Raw genomic sequence first — 25,231 nt, 5'->3', positions numbered from 1 at the left:
GGATCAGGTCCTCGCGTCGTGAGCCGCGTCGTGAGCCGCGCCATGGGCCGCTTCATGGGCTGCCCGCGCTTCCTGCATCAGCGCTTCGATCTCGGCGGCGGCGACCGGCACGTTGCGCGTAATCAGTTCGCAGCCGGTCGGCGTGACGATCGCGTCGTCCTCGATGCGAATGCCGATGTTCCAGTAGCGCTCGGGCACGCCTTCGGCCGGGCGGATGTACAGGCCCGGCTCGATCGTCAGCGTCATCGACGCGCGCAGCGTCCGCCACGGCAGCGCGCCTGCCTCGTCGCGCGGCGCGCCGCGTTCGCGGTAATCGCCGCAATCGTGCACGTCCATGCCGAGCCAGTGGCCGGTGCGGTGCATGTAGAACGGCGCGTAGGCGCGCTCGGTGAGCACGTCGTCGACCGAGGCGAACTTCGCGCGCGGCACGATGCCGGTGTCGAGCAGACCCTGCGACAGCACGCGCAGTGCGGCTTGGTGCGGATCGTCGAAGGTGGCGCCGGCACGGGTCGCGTCGACGGCGGCCTGCTGCGCGGCCAGCACGATGTCGTACAGCTCGCGCTGCGCCGGCGTGAAGCGGCCGCTCGCGGGGAACGTGCGCGTGATGTCGGATGCGTAGCCGTCGAGTTCGCAGGCCGCGTCGATCAGGATCAGGTCGCCGTCCTGCGCGATTGCGTTGCCGGCCGGGTAGTGCAGCACGCACGCGTTCGCGCCCGCCGCGACGATCGACGTATAGGCCGGCGCCTGCGCGCCGAACTTGCGGAACGTGTAGAGCAGTTCGGCCTCGAGTTCGTATTCGCGAATGCCGGGGCGGCACGCGGCCATCGCGCGGCGATGCGCGGCGGCGGAAATCTGGCCGGCGCGGCGCATGATCGCGAGTTCGTGGTCGTCCTTGACGAGCCGCATCTCGTCGAGCAGAGGCAGCAGATCCCGCGCGGCCGTGGGCGCGGCGACGCCGCTACGGCCTTGCGCGCGCACCGCGTCGAGCCAGCCGCGCACCTGTTCGTCGAGGCGCGCCGAAGTGCCGAGCGCGTAATGCAGCGCGGGCTTGTCGGCGAGGAGCCTCGGCAGTTGTGTGTCGATTTCGTCGAACGCGAAGGCGGCGTCGAAGCCGAATGCCGCGCGTGCGCCGTCGGGGCCGAAGCGGAAGCCTTCCCATGTTTCGCGCTCGATGTTCTTCTCGCGGCAGAACAGGATCGACGCGGGCGCGCCCGGTGCGGCGCTCGCATCGAGCACGAGCAGCGCTTCGGGCTCGGTGAAGCCGGTCAGATAATAGAAGTAGCTGTCGTGGCGGTACGGGTAGTCGGCGTCGCGGTTGCGCAGCGCCTCCGGCGCGGTCGGGACGATGGCGACGCCACCGCCCGCGGCGCGCAGCGTGGCGAGAACGCGCTCGCGGCGCGCGCGGTAGACGTCGATGGCGATGGTGGGTTCGGTCGGCTGGTTCATCGTGCGATTGTAGCGCTCCGTTCTGGTCTGCCGCCGGTCCGCCCCCCGCCAGCCGCGTTTTGCGGAGATTTGTGCGGCGGCTGACGGCAGCGCCGTCGCAGACATGTTGCAATCCGCCCACAGCGGGTGCGCGGGCGGCTTGCGAAGACGCGGGCAGCACGCGTGAAGGCCGCCGACCACTTATACTTTCGCCGGATTCAGAAAAAGGCAGATGGTCATGATGAAACTCATCGGTTCGCTCGGCAGTCCGTTCGTGCGCAAGGCGCGGATCGTGCTTGCCGACAAGAAGATCGACTACGAACTGGTGTCCGAGAACGTCTGGGCGCCGGATACCCGGATTCACACCTTCAATCCGCTCGGCAAGGTGCCGTGTCTCGTGATGGAAGACGGCGAAGCCGTGTTCGACTCGCGGGTGATCTGCGAATACGTGGATACGCTCTCGCCGGTCGGCAAGCTGATTCCGCAGTCGGGGCGCGAGCGCGTCGAGGTGCGCTGCTGGGAAGCGCTCGCCGACGGTGTGCTCGACGCGGCCGTCTTGATCCGTCTCGAAAGCACGCAACGCGCGCCCGAGCAGCGCGTCGATGCGTGGGTCGCGCGGCAGCAGCGCAAGATCGACGAAGGTCTGATCGCGATGTCGCAGGGGGTCGGCAGCAAACCGTGGTGCGCAGGCAATCACTACACGCTCGCGGACATCGCGGTCGGCTGCGCGCTCGGCTATCTCGACTTCCGCATGCCGCACCTGAACTGGCGCGAAGCGCATCCGAATCTGGACAAGCATTTCCAGAAGCTGTCGCTGCGGCAGTCGTTCATCGATACGGTGCAGGCGAATTGACCGAGCGGGCGGCGTTTGCCGCCGCTACTCATCACCGCCCACCGTTGCGGCGCCGCGCGATTCCTGGTCCGAACGCGAAACCGAACGCGAGCAGCAGCGCCGATACCGCCAGCACCGTGTTGTTGCCGCTCGTCACGTAAGGCGTGTTGCCCGACGTGCCCTGCACGGTCACGTCGAGCGAGCCGACCGTATAGGGCGTCAGGCGTCCGATCACGCGGCCGTCCGCATCGATCGCGGCCGTCATGCCGGTGTTGGTGGCGCGCAGCATCGGCCGGCCGGTTTCGAGCGAGCGCATGCGCGCAATCTGCAGATGCTGGTCGAGCGCGATCGTGTCGCCGAACCACGCGAGGTTGGTCGAATTGACGAGCACACCGGCGGGCGTTGCGTTCTCGCGCAGCGTGCGCGCGATCTCCTCGCCGAAGATGTCCTCGTAGCAGATGTTGACCGCGACCGGCTGGTTATGAACCATGAACGGCTTTTGCACCGGCGGCCCGCGGAAGAAGTCGCCGAGCGGAATGTTCATCAGGTTGACGAACCAGCGGAAGCCCCACGGCACGAATTCGCCGAACGGCACGAGGTGATGCTTGTCGTAACGGTAAATCTCGTGCGAGCCGGGCGTGACGCCAAACAGACTGTTCGTGTAGTCGACCACCTGACCTTCCGGCGTGATGGTGCCGCCGATCGCGCCGAACAGGATCGCGCTGCCGGTCGAATCCGAAAACTGGCGAATCGCCGCCGCGAAGTTCGGCGGCAGTTGCTGCGCGAGCACCGGAATCGCGGTTTCCGGCGTGACGATCAGATCGGCCGGCTTCGACGTAATCATCTGCTGATACTCGTCGATCGCCGCGCGCGTGCCGGCTTCCTCGAATTTCATCTCCTGCTTCACGTTGCCTTGCAACAGACGCACCGACAGCGCTGCGTTAGCGGGCGTGGTCCATCGAACGAGCGGCAGCAGCAGGCCGATCACGATCAGCGCGAGCGCAACGCCTGCCGGCACCGCGATGGACGCCGCGCGGCGCGGTGCGGCGCGGCCGGTGGCGCCGGTCATGCCGGCGTTGGCGATTGCGTGGCGCGACTCGTGCGCGCGGCTTGACGGGCGCGACGGCATGAGCGGCAGCAGCGCCTGCACGATCAGCGCGGCCGTCAATGCGAGCATCCAGCCGACGCCGTACACGCCGACCACCGGCGCAAATCCGGCGAACGGGCCGTCGACCTGCGCGTAGCCGGTGGCGAGCCACGGAAAGCCGGTGAATACCGTGCCGCGCAGCCATTCGCTCACGGCCCACGCGCTCGCGAACGCAAGCGCGCCGTGCCAGGTTGGCGAGAACGGCGCGCGCTCGTCGGCTGCGCCGTTGCGCGCGTGGCCCGCGCAGAACGACCACGCTCCTGCGGCGAGCGCCGGATAGACGGCGAGGTACAGCGAGAACAACACGAGCGCCGTGCCGGCGAGCGGCGCGGGCATGCCGCCGTAGTAGTGCATGCTCACATACAGCCACCACACGCCGGTCATGAAGTTGCCGAAGCCGAACGCGCCGCCCGTCAGCGCGGCGCTTTTCCAGCCGGTGCTGCGCGTGAGCCATGCGAAGAAAAACACGAAGATCGCGAGCTGCAGCCAGCCGCCATGCGGCGTTGGCGCGAACGAAAGCGTGTTCGCCGCGCCGGCGACGAGCGCGACGAGGTAATGCCAGCGCGGCAGCGCGCGACTGCGCGCGCCGTCGTCGTCGGAAGCGGGGGGGCTCACGCCGCGGCGCGAACGGGAAGTGATCGGGTCGGCCATTGTTGCGCGGTCGTCTCAGGTCTGCACGTGCTGCGCCTCGCGCTCGCGCTGTCCCGCGAGCGGGTCGCGGCGCACCAGCAGCATGTGGACCTGGCGAGCGTCGCCGCGCAGGATCTCGAAGATCAGATCGTCGAGGCGGACCTTTTCGCCGCGATGCGGCACGCGGCCGAAATGGTGCGTGACGAGCCCGCCGATCGTATCGACTTCCTCGTCCGAGTAGTGCGTACCGAAGGTCTCGTTGAACTGCTCGATCTCGGTCAGCGCGCGCACACGGAAGCGCCCGTCCGGCGACGCGATGATGTTGCCGCTTTCCTCGTCGAAATCGTATTCGTCCTCGATGTCGCCGACGATCTGCTCGAGCACGTCCTCGATCGTGATGAGACCCGCCACGCCGCCGTATTCGTCGACGACCACCGCGAGGTGATTGCGGTTCACGCGGAAGTCGTGCAGCAGCACGTTCAGGCGCTTCGACTCGGGGATGAACACGGCCGGGCGCAGCATGCCGCGCACGTCGAACTCTTCTTCGGCGTAGTAGCGCAACAGGTCCTTCGCGAGCAGCACGCCGATGATGTTGTCGCGGTTGCCCTCGTAGACCGGATAGCGCGAGTGCGCTTTTTCCAGCACGTACGGGATGAATTCAGCGGGGTTGTCCGCGATGTTGATCGCGTCCATTTGCGCGCGCGGCACCATGATGTCGCGTGCGCTCAATTCCGACACCTGGAACACGCCTTCGATCATCGACAGCGAGTCGGCGTCGATCAGGTTGCGCTCGTGCGCGTCCTGCAGAATTTCCAGAAGTTCGGCGCGCGAGTCGGGCTCGGGCGAGATGAAGTCGGTCAGGCGCTCGAGCAGCGAGCGCTTTTCCTGCGGTTTGTCGAGTTGGCGTCCGGTATGGCGCCGACTGGGATACGTGTCGTTCATGGTAGTGCGCCCGGCAAGACTGGGCGCGCTGTTGCGGATTGTTAAGGATACACCAGGCGCATGGCGGAACCGTGTCCCGCCGGGCCTGGCGATGAGCTAAGCCAGGGTGAAACGGCCGCGCCGCGACGGCGGAGCGTAGGTTCATCCTAACCGATTACGCTTGCAAAAGCGCTGTCGGGAAAATTTTATCGCCCCGACCCCTCGCGACCCGGCAAAGCGGCCTCTTGCGCTTCCTCGCTCCCCTCTGCCTTGCTGCAACGCGCGAGCAGCGCCTCGAGCGCGCGGTCGGGCATGCCGCATTCGCGCAGCGCATGGACTGTGCGATTCACGTACTCGAACGTCGTGCCGTAGCGGCCGCATGCGCAGCCAAGCACGGTCCGGATGATGTCGTCGCGCAGCTTGCCGGTGTAGCTCGACGCTTCGCGGCGCATCACGAATGCGAGCGCGTCGACGCGCCGGCCGTCCGCGAGCACGCAGGGCAGCCACGCGGGCCGGTACGAGCCCATCGGCATTTCGCGGCGCCACAGCGCTTCGAGATGCGGCATCGATCCTTCCGCGGCGAGCCGGAACGCCATGCCGGTGCACGAGCCGCCGCGGTCGAGCGCGAGCACGAGGCCGGGTTGCTCGGGCGTGCCGCGATTCACGCGCGACCAGAGATAGAGCCCGCGATGATAGCCATGCACCTTCGAGCGCATCGCCTCGACGGTGGGCAGGCCCGGATTCCAGATCAGCGAGCCATAGCCGAACAGCCACAGGTCGCGTTTGCGATCCCAGTCGCGCAGCGTGTATTCGAGCGACACGCGCAGTTCCTCGTCCGTCAGCAGCCGTGATTCGCCGAGCACCGGCGGGTAGTCTGGGCAGCGCGTGGAAATATCGGCTTCAGAGGGCGAGGTGCTCACGGTGTGGTTCGATCGTGGATGGCGTAAAAAGGGGGCTAAGCGGACCGGGGATCGCAGCGCGTTGGCCGCCTATTGATAAGGATCCGGAAATCCGAGCTTGCCGAGGATTTCGGTTTCGATCGACTCCATTTCCTCGGCTTCTTCTTCGATCTCGTGATCGTAGCCCTGCGCGTGCAGCGTGCCGTGCACGAGCAGATGCGCGTAGTGCTCGAGGAGCGGCTTGCCCTGCTCGGCGGCTTCCTTCTCGACCACGGGGCAGCACAGGATCAGGTCGCCCGTCACCGGATCTTCTTCCGATTCGGCGTACGCGAAAGTCAGTACGTTGGTCGCGTAGTCTTTGCCGCGATAGGTGCGGTTCAGCGTGCGGCCTTCCTCTGCGTCGACGAAGCGCACGGTCAGTTCGCCGTCCGCGAAGAGCGCCGCCTTGATCCAGCCGGCCACGGTGGCGCGCGGCAGCAGCGCCTTGTGTTCCGGCCAGGCTTTGGCGGCGGGGAATTGCAGGTTCAGGCTCAGTTTCGGGGCGCGGCTCATGCGGTTTCGTTTCGGTGCTTGGTGTTCGTGGCGTGGGCGTTTGTGGCGTCCTCAGCGCGAATCCACCGGGGCCGCCGCTTTCTGCGCATGCGCATCGTACGCCTCCACAATTCGTGCGACCAGCGGATGGCGCACCACGTCCGCGCTCGTGAAGCGCGTGAGCGCGATGCCGCGCACGTCCGACAGCACCTGCTGCGCCTCGATGAGCCCGCTCTTGTGGCCGCGCGGCAGATCGACCTGGGTCGTGTCGCCGGTGACCACCGCCTTCGAGCCGAAGCCGATCCGCGTGAGGAACATCTTCATCTGTTCGGGCGTGGTGTTCTGCGCCTCGTCGAGGATGATGAACGCGTGGTTCAGCGTGCGGCCGCGCATGTAGGCGAGCGGCGCGATTTCGATCATCTGCCGCTCGAACATCTTCGCGGTCTTGTCGAAGCCGAGCAGGTCGTAGAGCGCGTCGTAGAGCGGGCGCAGATACGGGTCGACCTTCTGCGCGAGATCGCCCGGCAGGAAGCCGAGGCGCTCGCCCGCCTCGACGGCCGGACGCGTGAGCACGATGCGCTTGACCTGGTCGCGCTCGAGCGCGTCGACCGCGCAGGCCACCGCGAGATAGGTCTTGCCCGTGCCGGCCGGCCCGATGCCGAACGTGACGTCGTGCGAGATGATCTGCTTCAGGTATTCGCGCTGCGCCGGCGTGCGGCCGCGCAGATCCGCGCGCCGCGTGTACAGCTTCGGGCCGTATTCCTGAAGGTCGTCGTCGATGTCGGCGGGCTGGTCGAACGGATGATCGGGGTTGCCCGCAAAACGCGGGTCGCCGGCTTCGTCGCCATTGCCGTTGTCGTTGCCATTGCCGTTCGGGCGGTGGCGCACTGGATGGCGCACTTCGACGAGCGCGAGCTGGATGTCGTCGACCGAGAGCGGTTCGCGCGCGTTGTTGTAGAAGTTTTCGAGCGCGGTGAGCGCGAGTTTCGCGCCGCGCCCGCGGATCGTGATGCGATGGCCGCGGCGCTGCAGGGTCACGTCGAGCGCCTGCTCGATTTGCCGCAGATTTTCGTCGAGCGGTCCGCAGAGGTTGGCGAGCCGCGCGTTGTCCTCGCGCGGTGCGGTGAATTCCAGATGCTGCTGAGTGGTCTTCAAGGCGGTGAGTCGATCCTGTCGGTTGCGGTACGCGGGGCGTGCCTGCTGGTCGCTTACGGGTTGCGTGCGGGACGCCTAGTGCGTCGTGGCCGCGTTGTCGTCGTGAACCATCACGAGTTCGCCGCGCAGCGAGTGCGGGTACGCATGAACGATCTTCACGTCGACCATCTGGCCGATCAGCCGTGCGTGCGATGCAACCGGCGCCGGGAAATTGACGACGCGGTTGTTCTCGGTGCGGCCCGCGAGTTCGTTCGGGTCCTTGCGCGCCGGGCGCTCGACCAGAATACGCTCGACTTTGCCCACCATCGCATGGCTGATGCGCTGCACGTTCTCTTCGATCGTGGCCTGCAGGTGTTGCAGGCGCTTGAGCTTCACTTCGCGCGGCGTGTCGTCGTGCAGGTTCGCGGCCGGCGTGCCGGGACGCGGGCTGTAGATGAACGAGAAGCTCGTGTCGTACTTCATCTCGTCGACGAGCGCCATCATCTTCGCGAAGTCTTCCTCGGTCTCGCCGGGGAAGCCGACGATCATGTCGGTCGACAGCGACAGGTCCGGGCGGATCGCGCGCAGCTTGCGGATCACGGACTTGTATTCGAGCACCGTGTAGCCGCGCTTCATCGCCATCAGGATGCGGTCGGAGCCGTGCTGCACCGGCAGATGCAGATGGCTCACGAGCTTGGGCACCTTCGCGTAGGTGTCGATGAGGCGCTGCGTGAATTCCTTCGGATGCGACGTGGTGTAGCGAATCCGTTCGATGCCGGGAAGATCGGCGACGTATTCGATCAGCGTCGCGAAGTCGGCGATTTCGGTCGAGCCGAGCGTGAGCGCGCCACGGTAGGCATTGACGTTCTGGCCGAGCAGCGTGACTTCGCGCACGCCCTGGTCGGCGAGGCCGGCGATTTCGGTGAGCACGTCGTCGAGCGGGCGCGATACTTCCTCGCCGCGCGTGTACGGCACGACGCAATAGCTGCAGTACTTGCTGCAGCCTTCCATGATCGACACGAACGCGCTCGGACCGTCGACGCGCGCGGGCGGCAGGTGATCGAACTTCTCGATTTCGGGGAACGAAATATCGACCTGGGCGCGGCCGCTCGCGCGGCGCTCGCCGATCATCTGCGGCAGGCGGTGCAGCGTTTGCGGACCGAACACGATATCGACGTACGGCGCGCGCGCGACGATCGATGCGCCTTCCTGGCTCGCCACACAGCCGCCCACGCCGATAATCAGGTTGGGATTCGCGTCCTTCAGCTCGCGCACGCGGCCGAGGTCGGAGAAGACTTTCTCCTGCGCTTTTTCGCGCACCGAGCAGGTATTGAACAGGATCACGTCGGCGTCTTCCGGCGTGTCGGTCTTGACGAGTCCTTCAGCGGCACCGAGCACGTCGACCATCTTGTCGGAGTCGTACTCGTTCATCTGGCAGCCGAAGGTCTTTACATAAACTTTCTTGGTCATCGAATTTCGCCGGTCGCAGTGGTTAACCTGGGGGCGTCATAAAGGGTGAAGAGGAACTGCGGGGCAGCGCGGCGCGTCCGGTCATGCTTCGGCCGTGTATTCAGCCGCGCATCCAGCTCATGCGCGAGCGCCGTTGCAGCGTAGCTCGATATTATAGCCCTTCAGTGAGCGCGGGTTTGGCCGCCGGCCGGGGGCTCCGGCGGCAGGCCGAGCAGGCTTTCCAGTTCGCTCGACCACTGCGCGAAACGCTCGGCGAGGAAGTCGAGCAGCACGCGCACGCGCGGCGCCATGAAGCGGTTGCGGTGATAGAGCGCGTGCAGCGGCGCGTCCGGGTAGCGCCACTCGGGCAGCAGGACCTTCAGTCCATCGCAGCGCAGATCCGCCTCCACATCCCACATCGACTTGATGACGATCCCGTAGCCGCGCAGCGCCCATTCGCGGGCGACCGCGCCGTCGTTGGTTTCGCGCGCGGAGTCGAGCGGCACGGTGTAGTGCTGCACTTCGTCGCCGCGCGTGAAGCGCCACTCGTTCACCGGCCCGGATGCGGTGCCGAGCACGATGCAATCGAAATTGGCCAGATCCCGCGGGTCTTTCGGCTCGCCCTTGCGCGCGACGTATTCCGGCGACGCGCACAGCACGCGCCGGTTCGGCGCCAGCTTGCGCGCGACCAGCGAACTGTCGGGCGGCACGCCGAAGCGGATCGCGAGATCGATGTCCTCCTGCACGAGATTCGACAGCGAATCCGACAGCATCAGCGCGAACTGCACTTCCGGATACAGCGCGTTGAATTCGTCGAGCCAGTGCATCAGCAGATTGCGGCCGAAGTCGGACGTCGCCGAGATCCGCACCTTGCCGCGCACGACGCCCTGGCCCGCCTGCAGCGCCGCTTCGGCGTCGTCGAGTGATTGCAGCGCCTGGCGGCAGCAGTTCAGGTAGAGCCGGCCTTCGTCGGTGAGCCGCAACTGGCGTGTGGTGCGCTCGAAAAGCCGCGCTTTCAGATGCGCTTCGAGTTTCGCGAGACGCGCGCTCGCCGCGGCGGGCGTGAGACCCATCTTGCGGCCCGCCGCCGACAGGCTGCCTTGCTGCGCCGCTTCGACGAAGAGACGGATGTCGCCGAGATTGTCCATCGCTTACTTTCAAAGAGAATTTGAAAATGCTTCAAATGCTACGCCAATTATCAAATTGACGCCGTGCCTCGACAATGCCGTGGTCAAAAGTCTGATGCTGCTCAGCCATTGCCTGCCGCCGCCAGCACCATCTCATCTCAATCCGGAGCGGAAAAATGCCCATCCCCTTACTCGCGCTTGCGATCAGCGCATTCGCGATCGGCACGACCGAATTCGTCATCATGGGCCTGTTGCCCGAGGTCGCGCGCGATCTCGCCGTGTCGATTCCGTCGGCGGGGCTGCTCGTGAGCGGCTATGCGCTCGGCGTCGCGGTCGGCGCGCCGCTGCTCGCGGTGGTGACGAGCAAAATGTCGCGCAAGCTGGCGCTGCAATTGCTGATGGGTGTGTTCATCGTCGGCAATGTGCTGTGCGCGACGGCGCCGGACTATTCGGTGCTGATGGTCGCGCGCGTCGTGACTTCGTTCGCGCACGGTTCGTTCTTCGGCATCGGCGCGGTGGTGGCGGCGTCGCTCGTGCCGGCCGAGAAGCGCGCGAGCGCGATCGCGTTGATGTTCACGGGCCTCACGCTCGCCAATGTGCTCGGCGTGCCGTTCGGCACCTTCATCGGCCAGCAGTTCGGCTGGCGCGCGACGTTCTGGATCGTGAGCGCGCTCGGCGTGCTCTCGCTCGCGGGCATCGCGGCGCTCGTGCCGAACCGGCACGACACCGGTCCGGCCAGTCTCGGCCACGAACTGCGCGTGCTGAGGGACCCGCAAGTCTGGACCGCGCTCGCGATGACGGTGCTCGGCTTCGGCGGCGTGTTCGTCGTGTTCACCTATATCGCGCCGATCCTCGAACAGGTGAGCGGCTTCTCGCCGCGTGGCGTGACGCTGATCCTCGTGCTGTTCGGCGTGGGCCTGACGATCGGCAACGTGGCCGGCGGCAAGCTCGCGGACCGCGCGCTGATGCCGTCGCTGATGGGCATTCTGGCCGTGCTCGCGGTGGTAATGGCGATCTTCGCGCGCACGAGCCATTCGCAGGTGGCGGCGGCGATTACGGTGTTCGTGTGGGGCATTGCCGCGTTCGCGACGGTGCCGCCGCTGCAGATGCGTGTAGTCGAGAAGGCGGCGGCCGCGCCGAATCTCGCCTCGACGCTGAACATCGGCGCGTTCAACGTCGGCAATGCGGCGGGTGCGTGGCTCGGCGGTCTCGTGATCGGTCACGGACACTCGCTCGATAGCTTGCCGTGGGTCGCGGCCGCGGTGAGCGTGGCGGCGCTGCTGCTCACGTGGTTCGCGGCGCGCATGGATGCGCCGATGCGCACGGTAGCGCAGCGCGCGTGAACTGCTTGCCTCTGCGATGCTGATAACAGTGTGAAGATAACTTCGTTGGGCGCGGCGCAACGCGATGCTATCTTGCTTCCACTCACTGCTTTTGCGCCGCCGGGCGGCGCTTTGGAGGCAAATATGCATTCCCCGCTCGCGCTGGTTCGCGATCCCCAGGCCGAAGCCGATGCGTCGCCGCGCGCCGCCGAACCCTTCGATGCACTAGAACAGCTGGTCGGCGTGAATCTGGCCCGGCTGCGCGCCGAACGGCAGCTTTCGCTCGACGCGCTGGCGCGCGCCTCGGGCGTGTCGCGCGCGATGCTCGCGCAGATCGAATCGGCGCGCAGCGTGCCGTCGATCAAGGTGCTGTGCAAAGTGGCGGCGGCGCTGAAAGTATCGGTGGCGGCGTTCCTGCGGCGGCACGCGACCAACGGCTTCGAGCATCTGCCGGCAGAGCGCTCGGCGCGTATCGTCAGCGAGAACGGGCGCTATTCGGCGCGGCCGCTTTATCCCGATGCCGAGCCGGGCGCCGCCGAGTTTCACGAGTTGCGCATCGCGCCGCTGCACACCGAGGCGGGCACGCCGCGCGCGCCGGGCACGACGGTGAACCTCGTGGTCAGCGACGGCACGCTCGAAGTCAGCGTGCACGATCAGCGTCAGTTGCTGGCGACCGGCGACGCGATCGTCTTCGATGCCGACCAGCCGCACAGTCTGCGCAATCCCGGCGACACCGAGGCACGCGCGTTTCGCGTGACGTTGAAGGCGGAAACGCCGCCGCGCTGGGACGTGCCGGCAGCGGGCGCGACGCGGGACGAGGCCGCGCGCGAAGGTGTGCCGGGTTGAGGGATCAGCACCCCCAGTAGGGTCTTTGTTCGTCGCGCTGCAGCTCCGGCGCGGCTGTTGTATGCTTCGCCAGCCGGTCGATCCGGCAATCAGTGCGTCTTCAGGGCGGGGTGAAATTCCCCACCGGCGGTAAGCCAGCAGCGCGAAAGCGCGAGCCGGCGAGCCCGCGAGCGCCCGCATCGCGTGTTCTTCGCATCAGCGAAGACCGTGGCGGGGTCAGCAGATCTGGTGAGAAGCCAGAGCCGACGGTCATAGTCCGGATGGAAGAAGATGTGCAGATAGTCCTGTGCGTTCCGTGACGCCGTCCGTGGTTCAGGCGGTGCATCAGGTATGAGCGCCGCCTTTGCGCGGTGCCCGGCGGCGCGTGCCAGTCTGTTTGCAATGCCCTGAAACGTTTTTCGCCCAACTTTTGCGATGAGCGTTTCAACCATGTCCTTTGCTGCTTTTCCTGCTCCGTCGACGATTGCAGACGATGCATTCGCCGATCTCCCCCTGCTCGCCACCGAGACCGTTCCGCCGCGTATCGCCGCCGCCTTGCAGGCGATGCGCGAGGGCCGTGCCGTCGTGCTGCAGGACGACCACGACCGCGAGAACGAAGCCGATCTGATCGTCGCGGCAGAGCGTCTGTCGGTCGAAACGATGGCGCTGCTGATCCGCGAATGCAGCGGCATCGTCTGCCTGTGCCTGCCCGACGACAGGATTCGCGCGCTCGAATTGCCGCCGATGGCCGTCAACAACGAAAGCCGTCACGGCACGGCGTTCACCGTGTCGATCGAAGCGCGCGAGGGCGTGAGTACCGGCGTGTCCGCGCAGGATCGCGTGACGACGATCCGCGCCGCGATCGCCGACACGGCCATGCCCGCCGACATCGTGCGGCCGGGCCACGTGTTCCCGCTGCGGGCAATGCCCGGCGGCGTGCTCGCGCGGCGCGGCCATACCGAGGGCACGGTCGATCTCGCGATTCTCGCGGGCCTGAAGCCGGCCGGCGTGCTGTGCGAATTGATGAATCCGGATGGCACGATGACGCGCGGCGCGGACGTCGAGCGCTTTGCGGCTCGACACGATCTGCCGATGCTGACGATCGCCGAACTCGTCGAGTTCCGTGAGGCGCTCGCGCAGGTGCGCGAGGGTGCGGTGATCGAGGCCTGACAGGCGGGTGGTGCGTTGTTGCCGATGACGCAACACGTCATCGGCAACGACCGCTACGACTGCACGTCGCCAAACTCACCGCGCACGCCTGCCGCGACGAGCTCGGGCAATTCGTCCATGTGCTTCATGATGCGCGTCATGCCCATTGCGCGCAGCGCGTCCGCGTAGCCGTCGGGAATATGGCTCGCGCCGACGAAGGCAATCGTCTTCATGCCCGCCGCGCGCGCCGCGTTCAGGCCGGCCACGCTGTCTTCGACGACGAGGCAGCGCGACGGCTCCACGCCGAGCGTCTGCGCAGCGAACAGATACACGTCGGGGTAGGGCTTGGGCCGCGCCACCTGTTCGGCGCTGAAAATCCGCGCGCCGAAAATCTGCTGCAAACCCGCGCGCCGCACCGATGCGCTCACGCGCGTCATGCGGCTGTTCGAGACGACCGCGACCGGCAGTGTCACGCGTTGCAGCGCCTCGCGCACGCCGTTGATCGGGCTGAGCGAGGCCGCGAGCTCGATCCCGACGTTGTGTTCGACCGTTTCGAGGAAGCCATCGGGCAGCGTGATGTCGAACGACTTTTCGACGCCTTCGAGAAAGCGCGAGGTCTGCTGGCCGAACGCGGTTTTGACGACGGGTTCGAAGTCGATGCCGGGGAACGTCGCCGTCAGCGTGTCGAACATCACGCGATCGGCGATGACTTCGCTGTCGACGAGCACGCCGTCGCAGTCACAGATGAGGTGGTCGATCATGCCTGAAAAACGATAAGCGGGAAGTGCGGGCTGGCGTCGTCGCCAGCCCGCGCTTTGGGATGGAAAGCGTCATGATACGTGCTTTCCGGCGCCGTTCATGTGCCACTCATGGGCCGCTTATGTGCCACTCATGGCGTATCGGCCCACGCCTTCGCCGCGCGGATCGCGCGCTGCCAGCCGTCGAGGCAGACCTTGACCTCCGCGTGCGGCAACGCGGGCGTGAAACGGTGCTCGAGCTTCCACTGGCTTTGCAGTTCGTCGATGTCCTTCCAGTAGCCGACCGCGAGACCGGCGAGATACGCCGCGCCGAGCGCGGTCGTCTCCGGCACTTTCGGGCGCACCGTGTCGACGCCGAGAATGTCGGCCTGGAATTGCATCAGCAGATTGTTTGCGCAGGCGCCGCCATCCACGCGCAATTCGCCGATGCGAATGCCCGAGTCGGCTTCCATTGCCTTCAGCACGTCGAGCGATTGATACGCGATCGAATCGAGCGCCGCGCGCGCAATGTGCGCGGACGTCGTGCCGCGCGTCACGCCGAACAGCGTGCCGCGCGCGTGCGCGTTCCAGTGCGGCGCGCCGAGGCCGGCGAACGCAGGCACGAGGTATACGCCGTCGCAATGCGGCACGCCGCGCGCGAGCGTTTCGATCTCCGCGGCGTTCTTGATGATGCCAAGGCCGTCGCGCAGCCATTGCACGACCGCACCGCCGATGAAGATGCTGCCTTCGAGCGCATAGTCGATTCTGTCGCCGATCTGCCAGGCGATCGTCGTGACGAGATTGTTCTTCGATTCGATCGGCTCGCTGCCGGTGTTCATCACGAGAAAGCAGCCGGTGCCGTAGGTGTTCTTCACCATGCCCGACTCGGTGCACATCTGGCCGAAGAGGGCGGCGTGCTGATCGCCGGCGATGCCCGCGAGCGGAATTTTCGATGCGAACACCGTGGTCACGGTCGGCCCGTATACCTCCGACGAAGGCCGCACTTCCGGCAGCATGCTGCGCGGAATGTCGAGCGCGTCGAGCAGTTCATCGTCCCATTTCAGCGTGTGGATGTTGAAGAGCATCGTGCGTGACGCGTTGGTCACGTCGGTGATGTGCAGCGCGCCCTTCGTGAAATTCCACATGAGCCAGCTGTCGACGGTGCCGAACGCGAGCCGGCCCTGGCGGGCTTTTTCGCGCGCGCCTGCGACGTTGTCGAGAATCCAGCGGATCTTGGTGGCCGAGAAGTACGAGTCGATCGGCAGACCGGTTTTCGCCCGCACGCCCGCTTCGAGACCTTGCGCCTTCAGTGCGTCGCAGAAGTCGGCGGTGCGGCGGTCCTGCCAGACGATCGCGTTGTAGACCGGCTGGCCGGTTTCGCGATCCCACACGATGGTGGTTTCACGCTGGTTCGTGATGCCGATTGCCGCGATCGACGTGCCGTTCATGCCGGCGCGCGTCACGGCCTCGGCGGCGACGCCGGCCTGAGTCGACCAGATTTCCTGCGGATCGTGCTCGACCCAGCCGGGATGCGGATAGATCTGCTGAAATTCTTTCTGCGCGATCGACACGACGTTGCCGCGCCGGTCGAACAGCATCGCGCGCGAGCTGGTGGTGCCTTGGTCAAGCGCGAGGACGTACTGATCCTGCATTGTGTCTTCTCCATGCATGTTACGGATCGCCGTGCTGCGGGCCGGCGATGCGGGCGGCTATTGTTGCGGCGTGTTGTTCTGAGCGGGCCGCCATAGTGTGATTGCGCGTGCGGGTCTCGTCCAGCCGGAGATGAGCCGGTTTGAAGCGGGAGGGCGGCGTGCGCGCTCGCGCGGGCTTGCGCCTGCTTGTGCCGCGTGTGTTCGTGCCGCGCGTGTCGCCTGCGCCGCCTACGCGCTCTGCCGCGCGGTTTCGTGCGCGAACCACCCGTCGATGTCGCGCGTGACCTGTTCGAGCGTGCCCGGCGCAACGTGCAGCCCGAGTTTCGAGCGCCGCCACAGCACGTCCTGCGCGCTGCGTGCCCATTCGGTATCGCGCAGGTAAGTCAGCTCGGCTTCGTAAAGACCCGGCGAGAATTCGTGGCCGAGGTCGGCGAGCGAGCGTGCGTTGCCGAGCACGCGGCTCGCGCGCGTGCCGTACGCGCGGGCGAGCCGATGAGCCAGCGGCGCCGGCAGCCACGCATGCGCGCGGCTGAATTCGCCGAGGAAGCGATTGAAGTTCGCATGCGCGATATCGCCGCCGGGCAGCGGCGCGCCGACCGTCCACGCCGGCGCATCGTGATGCAGCGTCTGCGCGAGCGTATCGACCGCCTGCTCGGCGAGCTTGCGAAACGTCGTGATCTTGCCGCCGAACACCGAGAGCAGCGGCGCTTCGTTCGCGGGTGCGTCGAGCTCGAGCGAGTAGTCGCGCGTGACCGCCGACGGGTTGTCCGCGTTTTCGTCTTCGAGCAGCGGACGCACGCCCGAGTAAGTCCAGCGCACATCAGCGGGCGAAATCTTCTGCTTGAAGTAGCGGTTGATCGAATCGCAGAGGTACTGCGTTTCGTCGGCGTCGATCGCCACCTGCGACGGGTCGCCGCGATATTCGAGGTCGGTCGTGCCGATCAGCGTGTAGTCGTGTTCGTACGGAATCGCGAAGATGATCCGCTTGTCCGGGTTCTGGAAGATGTACGCGTGATCGTGCTCGAACAGGCGCCGCGTGACGATGTGGCTGCCCTTGACGAGCCGCACACTGTGCGACGCCGGCCGGCCGAGCGCGCCCTTCAGCAGTTCGCCGACCCACGGGCCCGCCGCGTTCGCGATGGCCGCCGCGCGCACGTCGAGGCTCGTGCCGTCCGCGCGTTGCAGTTGCGCGCGCCACTCGCCGCCCGCGCGCGCCGCGCTCACGAGCTTCGTGCGCGTGAGGATCGTCGCGCCGCGCTCGTGCGCGTCGAGCGCATTCAGCACGACGAGCCGCGCGTCGTTGACCCAGCCGTCCGAATAGACGAAACCGCGTTTGATCGAATCGACGAGCGGCCCGCCGGCAGGGTGCTTGTGCATCACGATGCCGCGCGAGCCGGGCAGCAGCTCGCGTTTCGCCAGATGGTCGTAGAGGAACAGGCCCGCGCGGATCATCCAGGCCGGACGCAGATCGGGCATGTGCGGCATCACGAAGCGCAGCGGCCACATGATGTGCGGCGCTGCGCGCAGCAGCGTTTCGCGCTCCTGCAGCGCTTTGCGCACGAGCCCGAACTCGCGGTATTCGAGGTAGCGCAGGCCGCCGTGAATCAGCTTGGTGCTCGCCGATGACGTATGCGCGGCCAGATCGTCCTGTTCGCACAGCAGCACCGACAGCCCGCGGCCGGCCGCGTCGCGGGCGATGCCGGCGCCGTTGATCCCGCCGCCCACGACGAGCAAATCGTATTTCGAGCCTTGCGTCACCTGCTGAGTCCTCTGCGTCGAATCCGGAAAAATGAGTTGGAATGGTAATCGAGCGAATTGTGTTCGTTTTCGAACTTTAATGAACATATTCGAAAAAGTAAAGTTCGTTTGCCCGAACGCGGCCTGGCCGGATGGCGAGAGGAGTGGCGCAACGCGCGTCCACGGACGATACTTTCGACAGCAGCCATTTCGAGGTGATGAATGCGTGGACTTTTGATGATCGGCGCCGCGGCGCTTCTGGCGGGATGTGTGAGTTCGCCGAGTCTGGAGGGAACGAGAGGGGCGCCGTCGTTCGAGGCGTTGCAGCAGATGTGTTCGCCGCAAACGGTCGATTACGGCAATGACGCGCAGAACGTCTACACGACGTTCTTCGACGCTTACGTGGCGAACCGGCGCGGCCGGCTTTCGAAGGAAGACTTCTGTGCGTTCCAGGCATCGATCGCGCAGCGTCACGCGAGCGAGGGAACGAGCAGCGATCCGAAGGTGCGCAATCAGTGGGTCCAATTCTTTGCCGACCAGCGCGCGCAGGCGATCAGCTGGCGTTCGGCCGTCGATCCGACCTTGCGCGCCGGGTGAAGTGCGGGGCAATCGCCGCTGCCGCTTATCTTTGCCTCGCGGGCCGATGCGGGGGTTGGACCGATTAGAACGATCGGGCTGATCGAAGCTGACGGGCCTGATGTTCGCGTTGGCCGGCTCGCACGCAGATCGCGTGCAAACCCGCCTGCGTCACCCACGCGGCGGCAACGCTCCGCGCCATAGCATGCGCAGAATTTGCGCGAACACTGCTTCGCGGGATGGTTCGCTCGCGTCACTGGCCGAATCGGGGTGCAGTGCCGCTGGCGGCGGCAACTGGTTGGCGAGCGCGAGCATCGTGAAGCCGTGCAGGCTCGTCCAGTAGGCGTAACCGATCAACTCCGGATCACCTTCGAGAACGCCCGCCGCGACCAGCCGCTCGAAATGCGCGCCGAGCAGGCGCCACGCGCGTTGCGAAGCAGCGGTGAGTTCAGGGTAGGCACCCTGTTGCGGCGTCTGGTCGAACATCAGGCGGTACGCGTGCGGCTCGTCGAGCGCGAATGCGACGTAGGCTTCGCTCACCGCGTCGTGATCGGTGGCGGCAGCATTCGCGGAGATGCTCTTCGCGACCGTTTCGAGGCGCGCGGCGAAGCGGTTGAACGCGGCGGCGCGGACCATCGCGAGGATTTCGTCCTTGTCGCGGAAGTAGCGGTAGGGCGTCATCGCGCTGCAGCCCAGTTCCTTCGCCAGTTCGCGCATCGTCACGCCTTGCGCGCCGCGCGTCGCGAACGCATTTTCGGCCACGCGCCGCATGGCTTCGCGAAACTGCTGGATGTCTTCGGGTGAGAGCGTTTTGGGCATGCGCGAGAGCGGAAAATCCGTCGCGTCAATTTACCGTGTAAATAATTCGCGCACAATAAAGGGCCGCAAGGCGGCCCGCTGTCACACTAGTCGAACTGCGAGGTCGCGTGAAACGAAGGTGCGCGCGAACTGCCCGCAACGCACCCTGCCGACACGACTCGAAACTTTGACAGAACAAGCCTCAGGAAAAACGCTTGATGGCCCGCAGCGCGTTGTCGCCGTTCTCCGTCACGAGCCACCGATCGTCGCCCGATGCGAGGCGTTCGAGTTGCACGAGCTGGCGCTCCAGCAATGCATCGAGTTCTTCCCGGCCCATATCGACCTGATTGGGGGCATCCTTGACGAGCAACAACGTGGCGAATTCATGCGGACTCAGCATCGTTCTCTCCATGTCAGGCAATCGCGGACAGCCTTGCAGGCAACCGGCGGGGCCGGTCGGGTCCGCTAATGGATCAGGGCGGGAAGTACGGCTTACACGACAGATTCACGCAGCCGGCGCCGCGTGTAGCGCGCAACGAACGCCGGGGAACTGGAGTGTAGTCAACCCCTTGTGAAACACCAAACCGGCTCCCGTAAATTTTCCGTTTGACAATTGGGCGCCGGGGCGGCGGTCCGGGGTTGCGGCCAGATCCTTGATTTCACTCGAAGTTTTGCGTGCGCCGCAGCATGGCGGAGAATGTCTGGCGCGACCGGACGCCGCCAGGCGTTACGCGGCGATATAGACCTGGCAGTTGGTGGCGGTAAGCATCTCGGCCATGTCCGCGGGCGGGATTGCGTCGGTGAAAAGCGCGTCGATCTGATCGAGATGCCCCTGGCGAACCAGCGCCGGGCGGCCGAACTTGGAGTGGTCGGCGGCGAGAAACACGGTGCGGGCGTGCTCGATGATCGCCTCGGCCACGCGCACTTCGCGGGTGTCGAAATCGCGCAGCGTGCCGTCGGTCTCGATGCTCGACGTGCCGATGATCGCGAAGTCCACCTTGAACTGGCGGATGAAGTCGATCGCCAGCTCGCCGACGATCCCCTTGTCCCACGGCCGCACGATGCCGCCCGTCACGAGCACTTCGCAATCGGGGTAGCCGCTCATCATGCTCGCGACGTTCAGATTGTTCGTGATGACGCGCAAGCCGCGGTGCCGGTTGAGCGCGCGCGCGACTTCCTCGGTGGTCGTGCCGAGGTTGATGAAGAGCGACGCCTGATCGGGAATGTGAGTGGCTACTAGCGCCGCGATGCGCCGTTTCTCGTCATGGAACATGCGCTGGCGCGCGGTATAGGAAACGTTCTCGGAACTGGTGGGCAGGCTCGCGCCGCCGTGATAGCGGCGCAGCAGGTTCATGTCGGCGAGCCAGTTGACGTCGCGGCGGATCGTCTGCGGCGTCACGTTGAAGTGGCTCGCGAGGTCGTCCACGGTCACGAAGCCGTCGCGTTGCACCCACTCCAGCAATTCCTGTTGCCGGGCGTTGAGAGTCAGGCGGGGGTCTCGTGTCATGTGTCTCGTGTCGTGGATGTCGTGGCGGCGTGGCCGTCGCGCGGGCAAACGCAGGCAAACGCGGCCGCCGGGCAAGGGCCGGCACCGGGGGCATGGCGGAGGCCGCGACAAGCTTGCGACAAGCCGCGCCGGCGCAAACGGGTTGCGGCTATTGTAAGACCATCGGGCCCCTTGGCCGCCAACTCGCGCCATCCGCCTAAACTGAACGCGGGAATTTCGAACCTGCATCCGACATCCATTCAGGCGGATTGCGCATTTATTCATTTGATAAATGAATTTGTTTTTTGGGCCGGTTCGCGCTGCAATCCGGGGTTCCGCGTTTCATCCGCGTTTCAATCTTTCCCATGATGTCCGGCGCTTTCCGGGGCCGGGCCGCGCTTTCGAGAGTATTCGACATGACTGGCTTCAACTGGCAAAACCCCTATCCGACCCAGCGTCTGCCCGTATTCGCACGGAACATCGTTTCGACCTCGCATCCGCTCGCCGCGCAAGCCGGGCTGCGCATGCTGTGGAAAGGCGGCAATGCCGTCGACGCGGCGATCGCGGCAGCCGCGGCGATCACGGTCGTCGAGCCGGTGTCATGCGGTCTCGGCGGCGATGCGTTCGCGCTCGTGTGGGACGGCAAGAAGCTGCATGGTTTGAACGCGTCGGGCGTGTCGCCGGCTGCTTGGAACGTCGATTACTTCAAGCGCAAATACGGCGAGGAAAACGGTCTCGCGAAGCAGCCCAAGCGCGGCTGGGATGCGGTCACGGTGCCGGGCGTGATCGCCGGCTGGGAAGCGCTGCATCAGAAGTTCGGCAAGCTGCCGTTCGCCGACCTCATGGAGCCCGCTATCGAGATCGCCGAGCGCGGTCACGCGGTGGCGAGCATCGTCGCCTACAAGTGGGCCGCCGCCGTGCCCGAACTGAAGGACCAGCCCGGCTTCGCGCAAACCTTCATGCCGCGCGGCCGCGCGCCTGAAGTGAGCGAACTCGTGCGCTTTCCCGGTCACGCGAAGACGCTGCGCAAGCTCGCCGAGCAAGGCCCGCGCGCGTACTACGAAGGCGAGATCGCCGAGCGCATCGCCGCGTTCGCGCGCGAGGGCGGCGGCGCGCTGACCGCCGAGGACCTGCGCAACTATCGCCCGGATTGGGTCGAGCCGATCGGCAAGGACTATCGCGGCTACACCGTGCACGAAATTCCGCCGAACGGCCAAGGCATCGCGGCGCTGATCGCACTCGGCATTCTCGAGAAATTCGACGTGAAGTCGCTGAAGGTCGACAGCGTCGAGTCGCAGCATCTGCAGATCGAAGCGATGAAGCTCGCGTTCGCCGACGTCTACCGCTACGTGGCCGATCCGCGTTCGATGGAAGTCACGCCGGAGCAGATGCTCGACGACGCGTACCTCAGCTCGCGCGCGAAGCTGATCGATCCGAAGCGCGCCACGCAGTTCGACTTCGGCATGCCGAAGGCGGGCGGCACGATCTACATGTCGGCGGCGGACGAGAACGGCATGATGGTGAGCTTCATCCAGTCGAACTACATGGGCTTCGGCTCCGGCATCGTCGTGCCGGACAGCGGCATCGCGCTGCAGAACCGCGGCTGCGGCTTCTCGATGGATCCGAAGTCGCCGAACGTCGTGGAAGGCGGCAAGCGGCCGTTCCACACGATCATCCCGGCATTCCTCACGCAGCAGGTGAACGGCCAGCAGGAAGCGGTGATGAGCTTCGGCGTGATGGGCGGCGACATGCAGCCGCAAGGCCATCTGCAAACGGTGGTGCGCATGCTCGACTACGGCCAGCAGCCGCAGGCCGCGTGCGATGCGCCGCGCTGGAAGGTCAATCGCGACTTCACGGTCGACATCGAGGCGACGCTCGATCCGCAGACCACCGAGGGCCTGCAGAAGCTCGGCCACACGATCAAATCGGTCGACGATCCGTACATGGACTTCGGCTCCGGCCAGTTCATCTGGAAGCTCGATCGCAACGAGCCCGAGCGCGGCTATGTGGCGGCCAGCGACAGCCGTCGCGACGGGTTGGCCGCCGGCTTTTGACGCGCAGCTTCGAGCCTCGGAGCCGAGGCTCGAAGCGTGGGTCAGGAAGCACTTCCACGGCACGAACCGGCGCGGCGCCTCGCGCGCCGCGCCGGTTCGTGCCGGCAACGCGCTTTGCCGACAGGCACGCATCCGCCAGCGCCCACGCGCGCGGGCGGCCGCTTCACGCACACCAGAATCACGCATCAAACAGGCAGGAGACCATCATGAACACCCCGGGGTCGAGTTCCGCGACCGCTTCCCTTCATCCATCGCCCGCGCCGCTTTCGAAGGCCATGGTGCGGCGCATCGTATTTTCGTCGTCGGTTGGCAACGCACTCGAGTGGTTCGACTTCCTCGTCTACGGCTACTTCGCGACCATCATCGCGAAACAGTTTTTCCCGATGCAGGACGAGTGGCTCTCCACGCTGCTCGCGATCGCCACGTTCGGCATCTCGTTCCTGATGCGCCCGCTCGGCGCGATCGTGCTCGGCGTATACGGCGACCGCAAGGGCCGCAAGGCGGCGCTCACGCTCGCCATCGCGCTGATGATGGTCGGCACGTTCGCGATGGCGGTGATGCCGCCGTTTTCGTCGATCGGTCTGGCGGCGCCGCTGCTCGTCCTGTTCGCGCGCCTCGTGCAGGGCTTCGCGGTGGGCGGCGAGTTTGGCAGCGCGACGGCGTTCATGGTCGAGCACAGTGCGTCGCGGCGCGGCTATTACGCGAGCTGGCAGTTCGCGAGCCAGGGTCTCGCGGCGATTACCGCGGCGGCGTTCGGTTCCTTGCTGACCGCATGGTTGCCGGCCGAGCACCTCAATAGCTGGGGCTGGCGCATTCCGTTCGTGTTCGGCCTGCTGGTCGGGCCGGTGGGCTATTACATCCGCTCGCATCTCGACGAAACGCCGGAGTTCCTCGCGCTGCGCGCCGAGCGGGAAGCCCGGGAAGCCGCCGGCGAACACAAGGTCGTGGACACGCAGAAGGACGCGTCGTTTTCGAATCAGTGGGTCAACCTGCTGCTCGCGATCGGCATCGTCGCGCAGTCCACGGTCGGCGTGTACGTGCTGCAGCTCTACATGCCGCTGTACGCGGTCAAGCAGCTGCATATGGCGGCGGCTGCATCGTTCGGCGTGGTCGTGCTCAATGGCGGCATGCAGTTCATCTTTTCGCCGGTCATGGGCGCGCTGTCCGATCGCATCGGCCGCATTCGCATCATGCTGACCACGTCGATCCTGATGGGCTTGCTGATCTATCCGATGTTCGCGTGGCTGCAGTCTCATCCGACGATCGGCTGGCTGCTGTTGCTGCAAGGTGTCGCCGGTATTTTCAAGGCGGCTTACTCGGGACCGATGCCCGCGTTGATGTCGGAGATCTTCCCGACCCAGGTTCGCTCGACGGGACTTTCAATCGGTTACAGCATCGGTGTGACGATCTTCGGCGGTTTTGCGCCGACCATCGTCGAAACATTCATTCATCTGACCGGCGACAAGCTCGCGCCGAGTTATTACGTGCTGCTCGCAGCGGTGCTGTCGGGCGTGTCGCTGATCATCGTCGCGGTGCGCATGCGCCGCGTGCGTCCGGCGCAAGGCAGCGTGCAACCCGCCTGAGTGTGCGCCGGCGGTCGTTGCCGCGGCAGCCGTCAATGCTGCGGCGCTCCGGCCTCGGCCGACCGACTGGATTCGCCGGATTCGCCGGGTTTCGTGCGCGGATTGAAAGCCAGCTCATCGAGCTGGCTTTTTTTTCGCCGCTCGCACGCCGCTTTAATCCGCTGGAATATTTCGCCTACCTCCGGATTGGAACTGCGGCAGTGCCGCATGGTCTGTGCTGAGTGATCTGCATGATCGGCCAACACCAGCTAACATGCAGAGTACAAGAGCCCAACTCTAATTCACGGCGTTGTATCCGGCACCGGGAACATCACGGCGAGCGCGGGGGCGGTTGCGAGCAGGCTCCACGGGTCGGTACAGCATTCGGAGCAAGACACGATGCACACAGAGCTGAACCATGTCATGCCCTGGCGGATCGAGGACATCGACCTTACCCGCATCGACCGGCAGAAGGCCGCAGCGAACGAAGACCTGCTGCTGTTGCTGTGCGCGGCTTCGTTTATCGAAAGCGGGACCGATCTCTACACCAGCAATCTAAGTACGTTTTTCAACGACGACCCTGAAGTCTCGGCCTGGCTCAACAACGAGTGGGAGCCCGAGGAAATGCAGCATGGCCGCTCGCTGAAGACCTATATCGCCTACGTGTGGCCCGAATTCGACTGGGACACCGCGTTTCGCAATTTCATGGACGAGTACTCGCTGACCTGTTCCGTGGACGATTTCGAAAAGACCCGCGCGCTCGAAATGGTGGCGCGCTGCGTGGTCGAAACCGGCACGGCCACGCTGTATCGCGCGATCAATGAATGTTCGGACGAGCCGGTGCTCAAGCAGATCACGGACAATATCCGTACCGACGAAGTCCGTCACTACAAGCACTTTTTCAAGTATTTCAAGAAGTACAACCGGATCGAGGGCAATGGCCGTCTCGCGGTGCTCGGCGCGCTGATGCGCCGCGTCATGGAGATCAAGAACGAAGATTCGGAGATCGCGTTGCGGCATGTGTTTGCGATCCGCTATCCGGAGCGCGTGCACGACTCGGCGTACAACCGCGAGCGCGCGGCGCGTATCAATACGCTCGTGCGGCGCAATCTGTCGGCCGACATGTGCGTGAAGATGTTGCTCAAGCCGCTCGATATACCCGCGCGCATTCAACCGGGCGTGCATTACCCGCTCGCGAAGATCACGCAGCATGTGTTCTTTCGCTGATCCGGCGGCGC

At 65.7% G+C, this 25,231-nt stretch carries 23 protein-coding genes and 1 riboswitch; of the genes, 9 read left to right on the top strand and 14 right to left on the bottom strand.

The window, feature by feature from the left end:
* Positions 1–3 precede the first annotated feature (3 nt).
* A complete protein-coding gene (locus B9Z01_RS24205; protein WP_085487731.1) occupies positions 4–1,446 on the bottom strand; it encodes an aminopeptidase P N-terminal domain-containing protein in 1,443 nt (480 codons plus the stop codon).
* A gap of 211 nt (positions 1,447–1,657) precedes the next feature.
* Between B9Z01_RS24205 and B9Z01_RS24200 the strand changes: the two genes are divergently transcribed.
* Positions 1,658–2,278 (top strand): glutathione S-transferase C-terminal domain-containing protein, encoded by a 621-nt coding sequence (locus B9Z01_RS24200; protein WP_085487729.1) that lies wholly within the window; start codon positions 1,658–1,660, stop codon positions 2,276–2,278.
* Positions 2,279–2,309: 31 nt separating this feature from the next.
* On the opposite strand, the gene lnt is transcribed toward B9Z01_RS24200, so the two are convergent.
* From lnt to B9Z01_RS24165, 7 genes are all read right to left on the bottom strand, one after another.
* The gene (gene lnt, locus B9Z01_RS24195) at positions 2,310–4,055 is read right to left on the bottom strand and encodes an apolipoprotein N-acyltransferase (RefSeq protein ID WP_085487727.1); all 1,746 of its coding nucleotides are present in this window, start codon (positions 4,053–4,055) and stop codon (positions 2,310–2,312) included.
* 15 nt (positions 4,056–4,070) lie between these two features.
* Positions 4,071–4,976, bottom strand: coding sequence for an HlyC/CorC family transporter (locus tag B9Z01_RS24190; protein ID WP_085487725.1), 906 nt, complete (start codon positions 4,974–4,976; stop codon positions 4,071–4,073).
* A gap of 185 nt (positions 4,977–5,161) precedes the next feature.
* Positions 5,162–5,875 (bottom strand): gamma-glutamylcyclotransferase, encoded by a 714-nt coding sequence (locus tag B9Z01_RS24185; protein ID WP_085487723.1) that lies wholly within the window; start codon positions 5,873–5,875, stop codon positions 5,162–5,164.
* A 69-nt stretch (positions 5,876–5,944) separates the two neighbouring features.
* Complete coding sequence (ybeY, locus tag B9Z01_RS24180; RefSeq protein ID WP_085487721.1) at positions 5,945–6,406, bottom strand: rRNA maturation RNase YbeY; 462 nt, start codon at positions 6,404–6,406, stop codon at positions 5,945–5,947.
* 51 nt (positions 6,407–6,457) lie between these two features.
* The gene (locus B9Z01_RS24175) at positions 6,458–7,540 is read right to left on the bottom strand and encodes a PhoH family protein (RefSeq protein WP_085487719.1); all 1,083 of its coding nucleotides are present in this window, start codon (positions 7,538–7,540) and stop codon (positions 6,458–6,460) included.
* Positions 7,541–7,615: 75 nt separating this feature from the next.
* Positions 7,616–8,989 carry a tRNA (N6-isopentenyl adenosine(37)-C2)-methylthiotransferase MiaB gene (miaB, locus tag B9Z01_RS24170; RefSeq protein ID WP_085487717.1) on the bottom strand — a complete coding sequence of 458 codons (1,374 nt, stop codon included), beginning with the start codon at positions 8,987–8,989 and terminating at the stop codon, positions 7,616–7,618.
* Between the two features lie 161 nt (positions 8,990–9,150).
* The gene (locus B9Z01_RS24165) at positions 9,151–10,116 is read right to left on the bottom strand and encodes a LysR family transcriptional regulator (RefSeq protein ID WP_085487715.1); all 966 of its coding nucleotides are present in this window, start codon (positions 10,114–10,116) and stop codon (positions 9,151–9,153) included.
* Between the two features lie 155 nt (positions 10,117–10,271).
* On the opposite strand from B9Z01_RS24165, the gene B9Z01_RS24160 reads away from it, so the two are divergent.
* The 3 genes from B9Z01_RS24160 to ribB all read left to right on the top strand — a co-directional run bounded on the left by B9Z01_RS24160 (position 10,272) and on the right by ribB (position 13,412).
* Positions 10,272–11,438 carry an MFS transporter gene (locus tag B9Z01_RS24160; RefSeq protein ID WP_085487713.1) on the top strand — a complete coding sequence of 389 codons (1,167 nt, stop codon included), beginning with the start codon at positions 10,272–10,274 and terminating at the stop codon, positions 11,436–11,438.
* Positions 11,439–11,561: 123 nt separating this feature from the next.
* Positions 11,562–12,263 carry a helix-turn-helix domain-containing protein gene (locus tag B9Z01_RS24155; RefSeq protein ID WP_085487711.1) on the top strand — a complete coding sequence of 234 codons (702 nt, stop codon included), beginning with the start codon at positions 11,562–11,564 and terminating at the stop codon, positions 12,261–12,263.
* A 92-nt stretch (positions 12,264–12,355) separates the two neighbouring features.
* A riboswitch (FMN riboswitch) is annotated at positions 12,356–12,539 on the top strand.
* 153 nt (positions 12,540–12,692) lie between these two features.
* On the top strand, positions 12,693–13,412 hold the full coding sequence (gene ribB, locus B9Z01_RS24150; RefSeq protein WP_208626166.1) for a 3,4-dihydroxy-2-butanone-4-phosphate synthase: 720 nt from the start codon (positions 12,693–12,695) through the stop codon (positions 13,410–13,412).
* A gap of 53 nt (positions 13,413–13,465) precedes the next feature.
* Here the strand turns inward: ribB and B9Z01_RS24145 are convergent, their stop codons facing one another.
* The 3 genes from B9Z01_RS24145 to glpD all read right to left on the bottom strand — a co-directional run bounded on the left by B9Z01_RS24145 (position 13,466) and on the right by glpD (position 17,538).
* On the bottom strand, positions 13,466–14,152 hold the full coding sequence (locus B9Z01_RS24145) for an HAD family hydrolase (RefSeq protein ID WP_085487707.1): 687 nt from the start codon (positions 14,150–14,152) through the stop codon (positions 13,466–13,468).
* Positions 14,153–14,280: 128 nt separating this feature from the next.
* Entirely contained in the window at positions 14,281–15,780 is a 1,500-nt protein-coding gene (gene glpK, locus B9Z01_RS24140) for a glycerol kinase GlpK (protein WP_085487705.1), read from the bottom strand.
* 228 nt (positions 15,781–16,008) lie between these two features.
* Positions 16,009–17,538, bottom strand: coding sequence for a glycerol-3-phosphate dehydrogenase (gene glpD, locus B9Z01_RS24135; protein ID WP_085487703.1), 1,530 nt, complete (start codon positions 17,536–17,538; stop codon positions 16,009–16,011).
* 201 nt (positions 17,539–17,739) lie between these two features.
* Between glpD and B9Z01_RS24130 the strand changes: the two genes are divergently transcribed.
* A complete protein-coding gene (locus tag B9Z01_RS24130; RefSeq protein ID WP_208626163.1) occupies positions 17,740–18,114 on the top strand; it encodes a hypothetical protein in 375 nt (124 codons plus the stop codon).
* Between the two features lie 150 nt (positions 18,115–18,264).
* Here B9Z01_RS24130 and B9Z01_RS24125 read toward each other — a convergent pair whose 3' ends face one another.
* From B9Z01_RS24125 to B9Z01_RS24115, 3 genes are all read right to left on the bottom strand, one after another.
* Positions 18,265–18,912, bottom strand: a complete 648-nt coding sequence (locus B9Z01_RS24125; protein WP_085487699.1) for a TetR/AcrR family transcriptional regulator — start codon at positions 18,910–18,912, stop codon at positions 18,265–18,267.
* Positions 18,913–19,093: 181 nt separating this feature from the next.
* Positions 19,094–19,291 (bottom strand): hypothetical protein, encoded by a 198-nt coding sequence (locus B9Z01_RS24120; RefSeq protein ID WP_085487697.1) that lies wholly within the window; start codon positions 19,289–19,291, stop codon positions 19,094–19,096.
* Positions 19,292–19,618: 327 nt separating this feature from the next.
* Positions 19,619–20,398: a DeoR/GlpR family DNA-binding transcription regulator gene (locus B9Z01_RS24115; RefSeq protein WP_085487695.1), complete on the bottom strand. Its 780-nt coding sequence runs from the start codon at positions 20,396–20,398 to the stop codon at positions 19,619–19,621.
* A 395-nt stretch (positions 20,399–20,793) separates the two neighbouring features.
* Between B9Z01_RS24115 and ggt the strand changes: the two genes are divergently transcribed.
* The 4 genes from ggt (at position 20,794) to B9Z01_RS24095 (ending at position 25,220) form a co-directional block, all read left to right on the top strand.
* On the top strand, positions 20,794–22,431 hold the full coding sequence (ggt, locus tag B9Z01_RS24110; RefSeq protein ID WP_085487978.1) for a gamma-glutamyltransferase: 1,638 nt from the start codon (positions 20,794–20,796) through the stop codon (positions 22,429–22,431).
* Positions 22,432–22,637: 206 nt separating this feature from the next.
* Positions 22,638–24,014 carry an MFS transporter gene (locus B9Z01_RS24105; protein ID WP_085487693.1) on the top strand — a complete coding sequence of 459 codons (1,377 nt, stop codon included), beginning with the start codon at positions 22,638–22,640 and terminating at the stop codon, positions 24,012–24,014.
* Between the two features lie 35 nt (positions 24,015–24,049).
* Entirely contained in the window at positions 24,050–24,235 is a 186-nt protein-coding gene (locus B9Z01_RS24100) for a hypothetical protein (protein ID WP_085487691.1), read from the top strand.
* A gap of 157 nt (positions 24,236–24,392) precedes the next feature.
* Entirely contained in the window at positions 24,393–25,220 is an 828-nt protein-coding gene (locus tag B9Z01_RS24095; protein ID WP_085487689.1) for a ferritin-like domain-containing protein, read from the top strand.
* Positions 25,221–25,231: the final 11 nt, after the last annotated feature.

Source organism: Paraburkholderia susongensis, assembly GCF_900177725.1.
In the GTDB taxonomy this organism is placed as follows: Bacteria; Pseudomonadota; Gammaproteobacteria; order Burkholderiales; family Burkholderiaceae; genus Paraburkholderia; species Paraburkholderia susongensis.
This window is presented reverse-complemented; position numbering and strand designations above follow the sequence as displayed.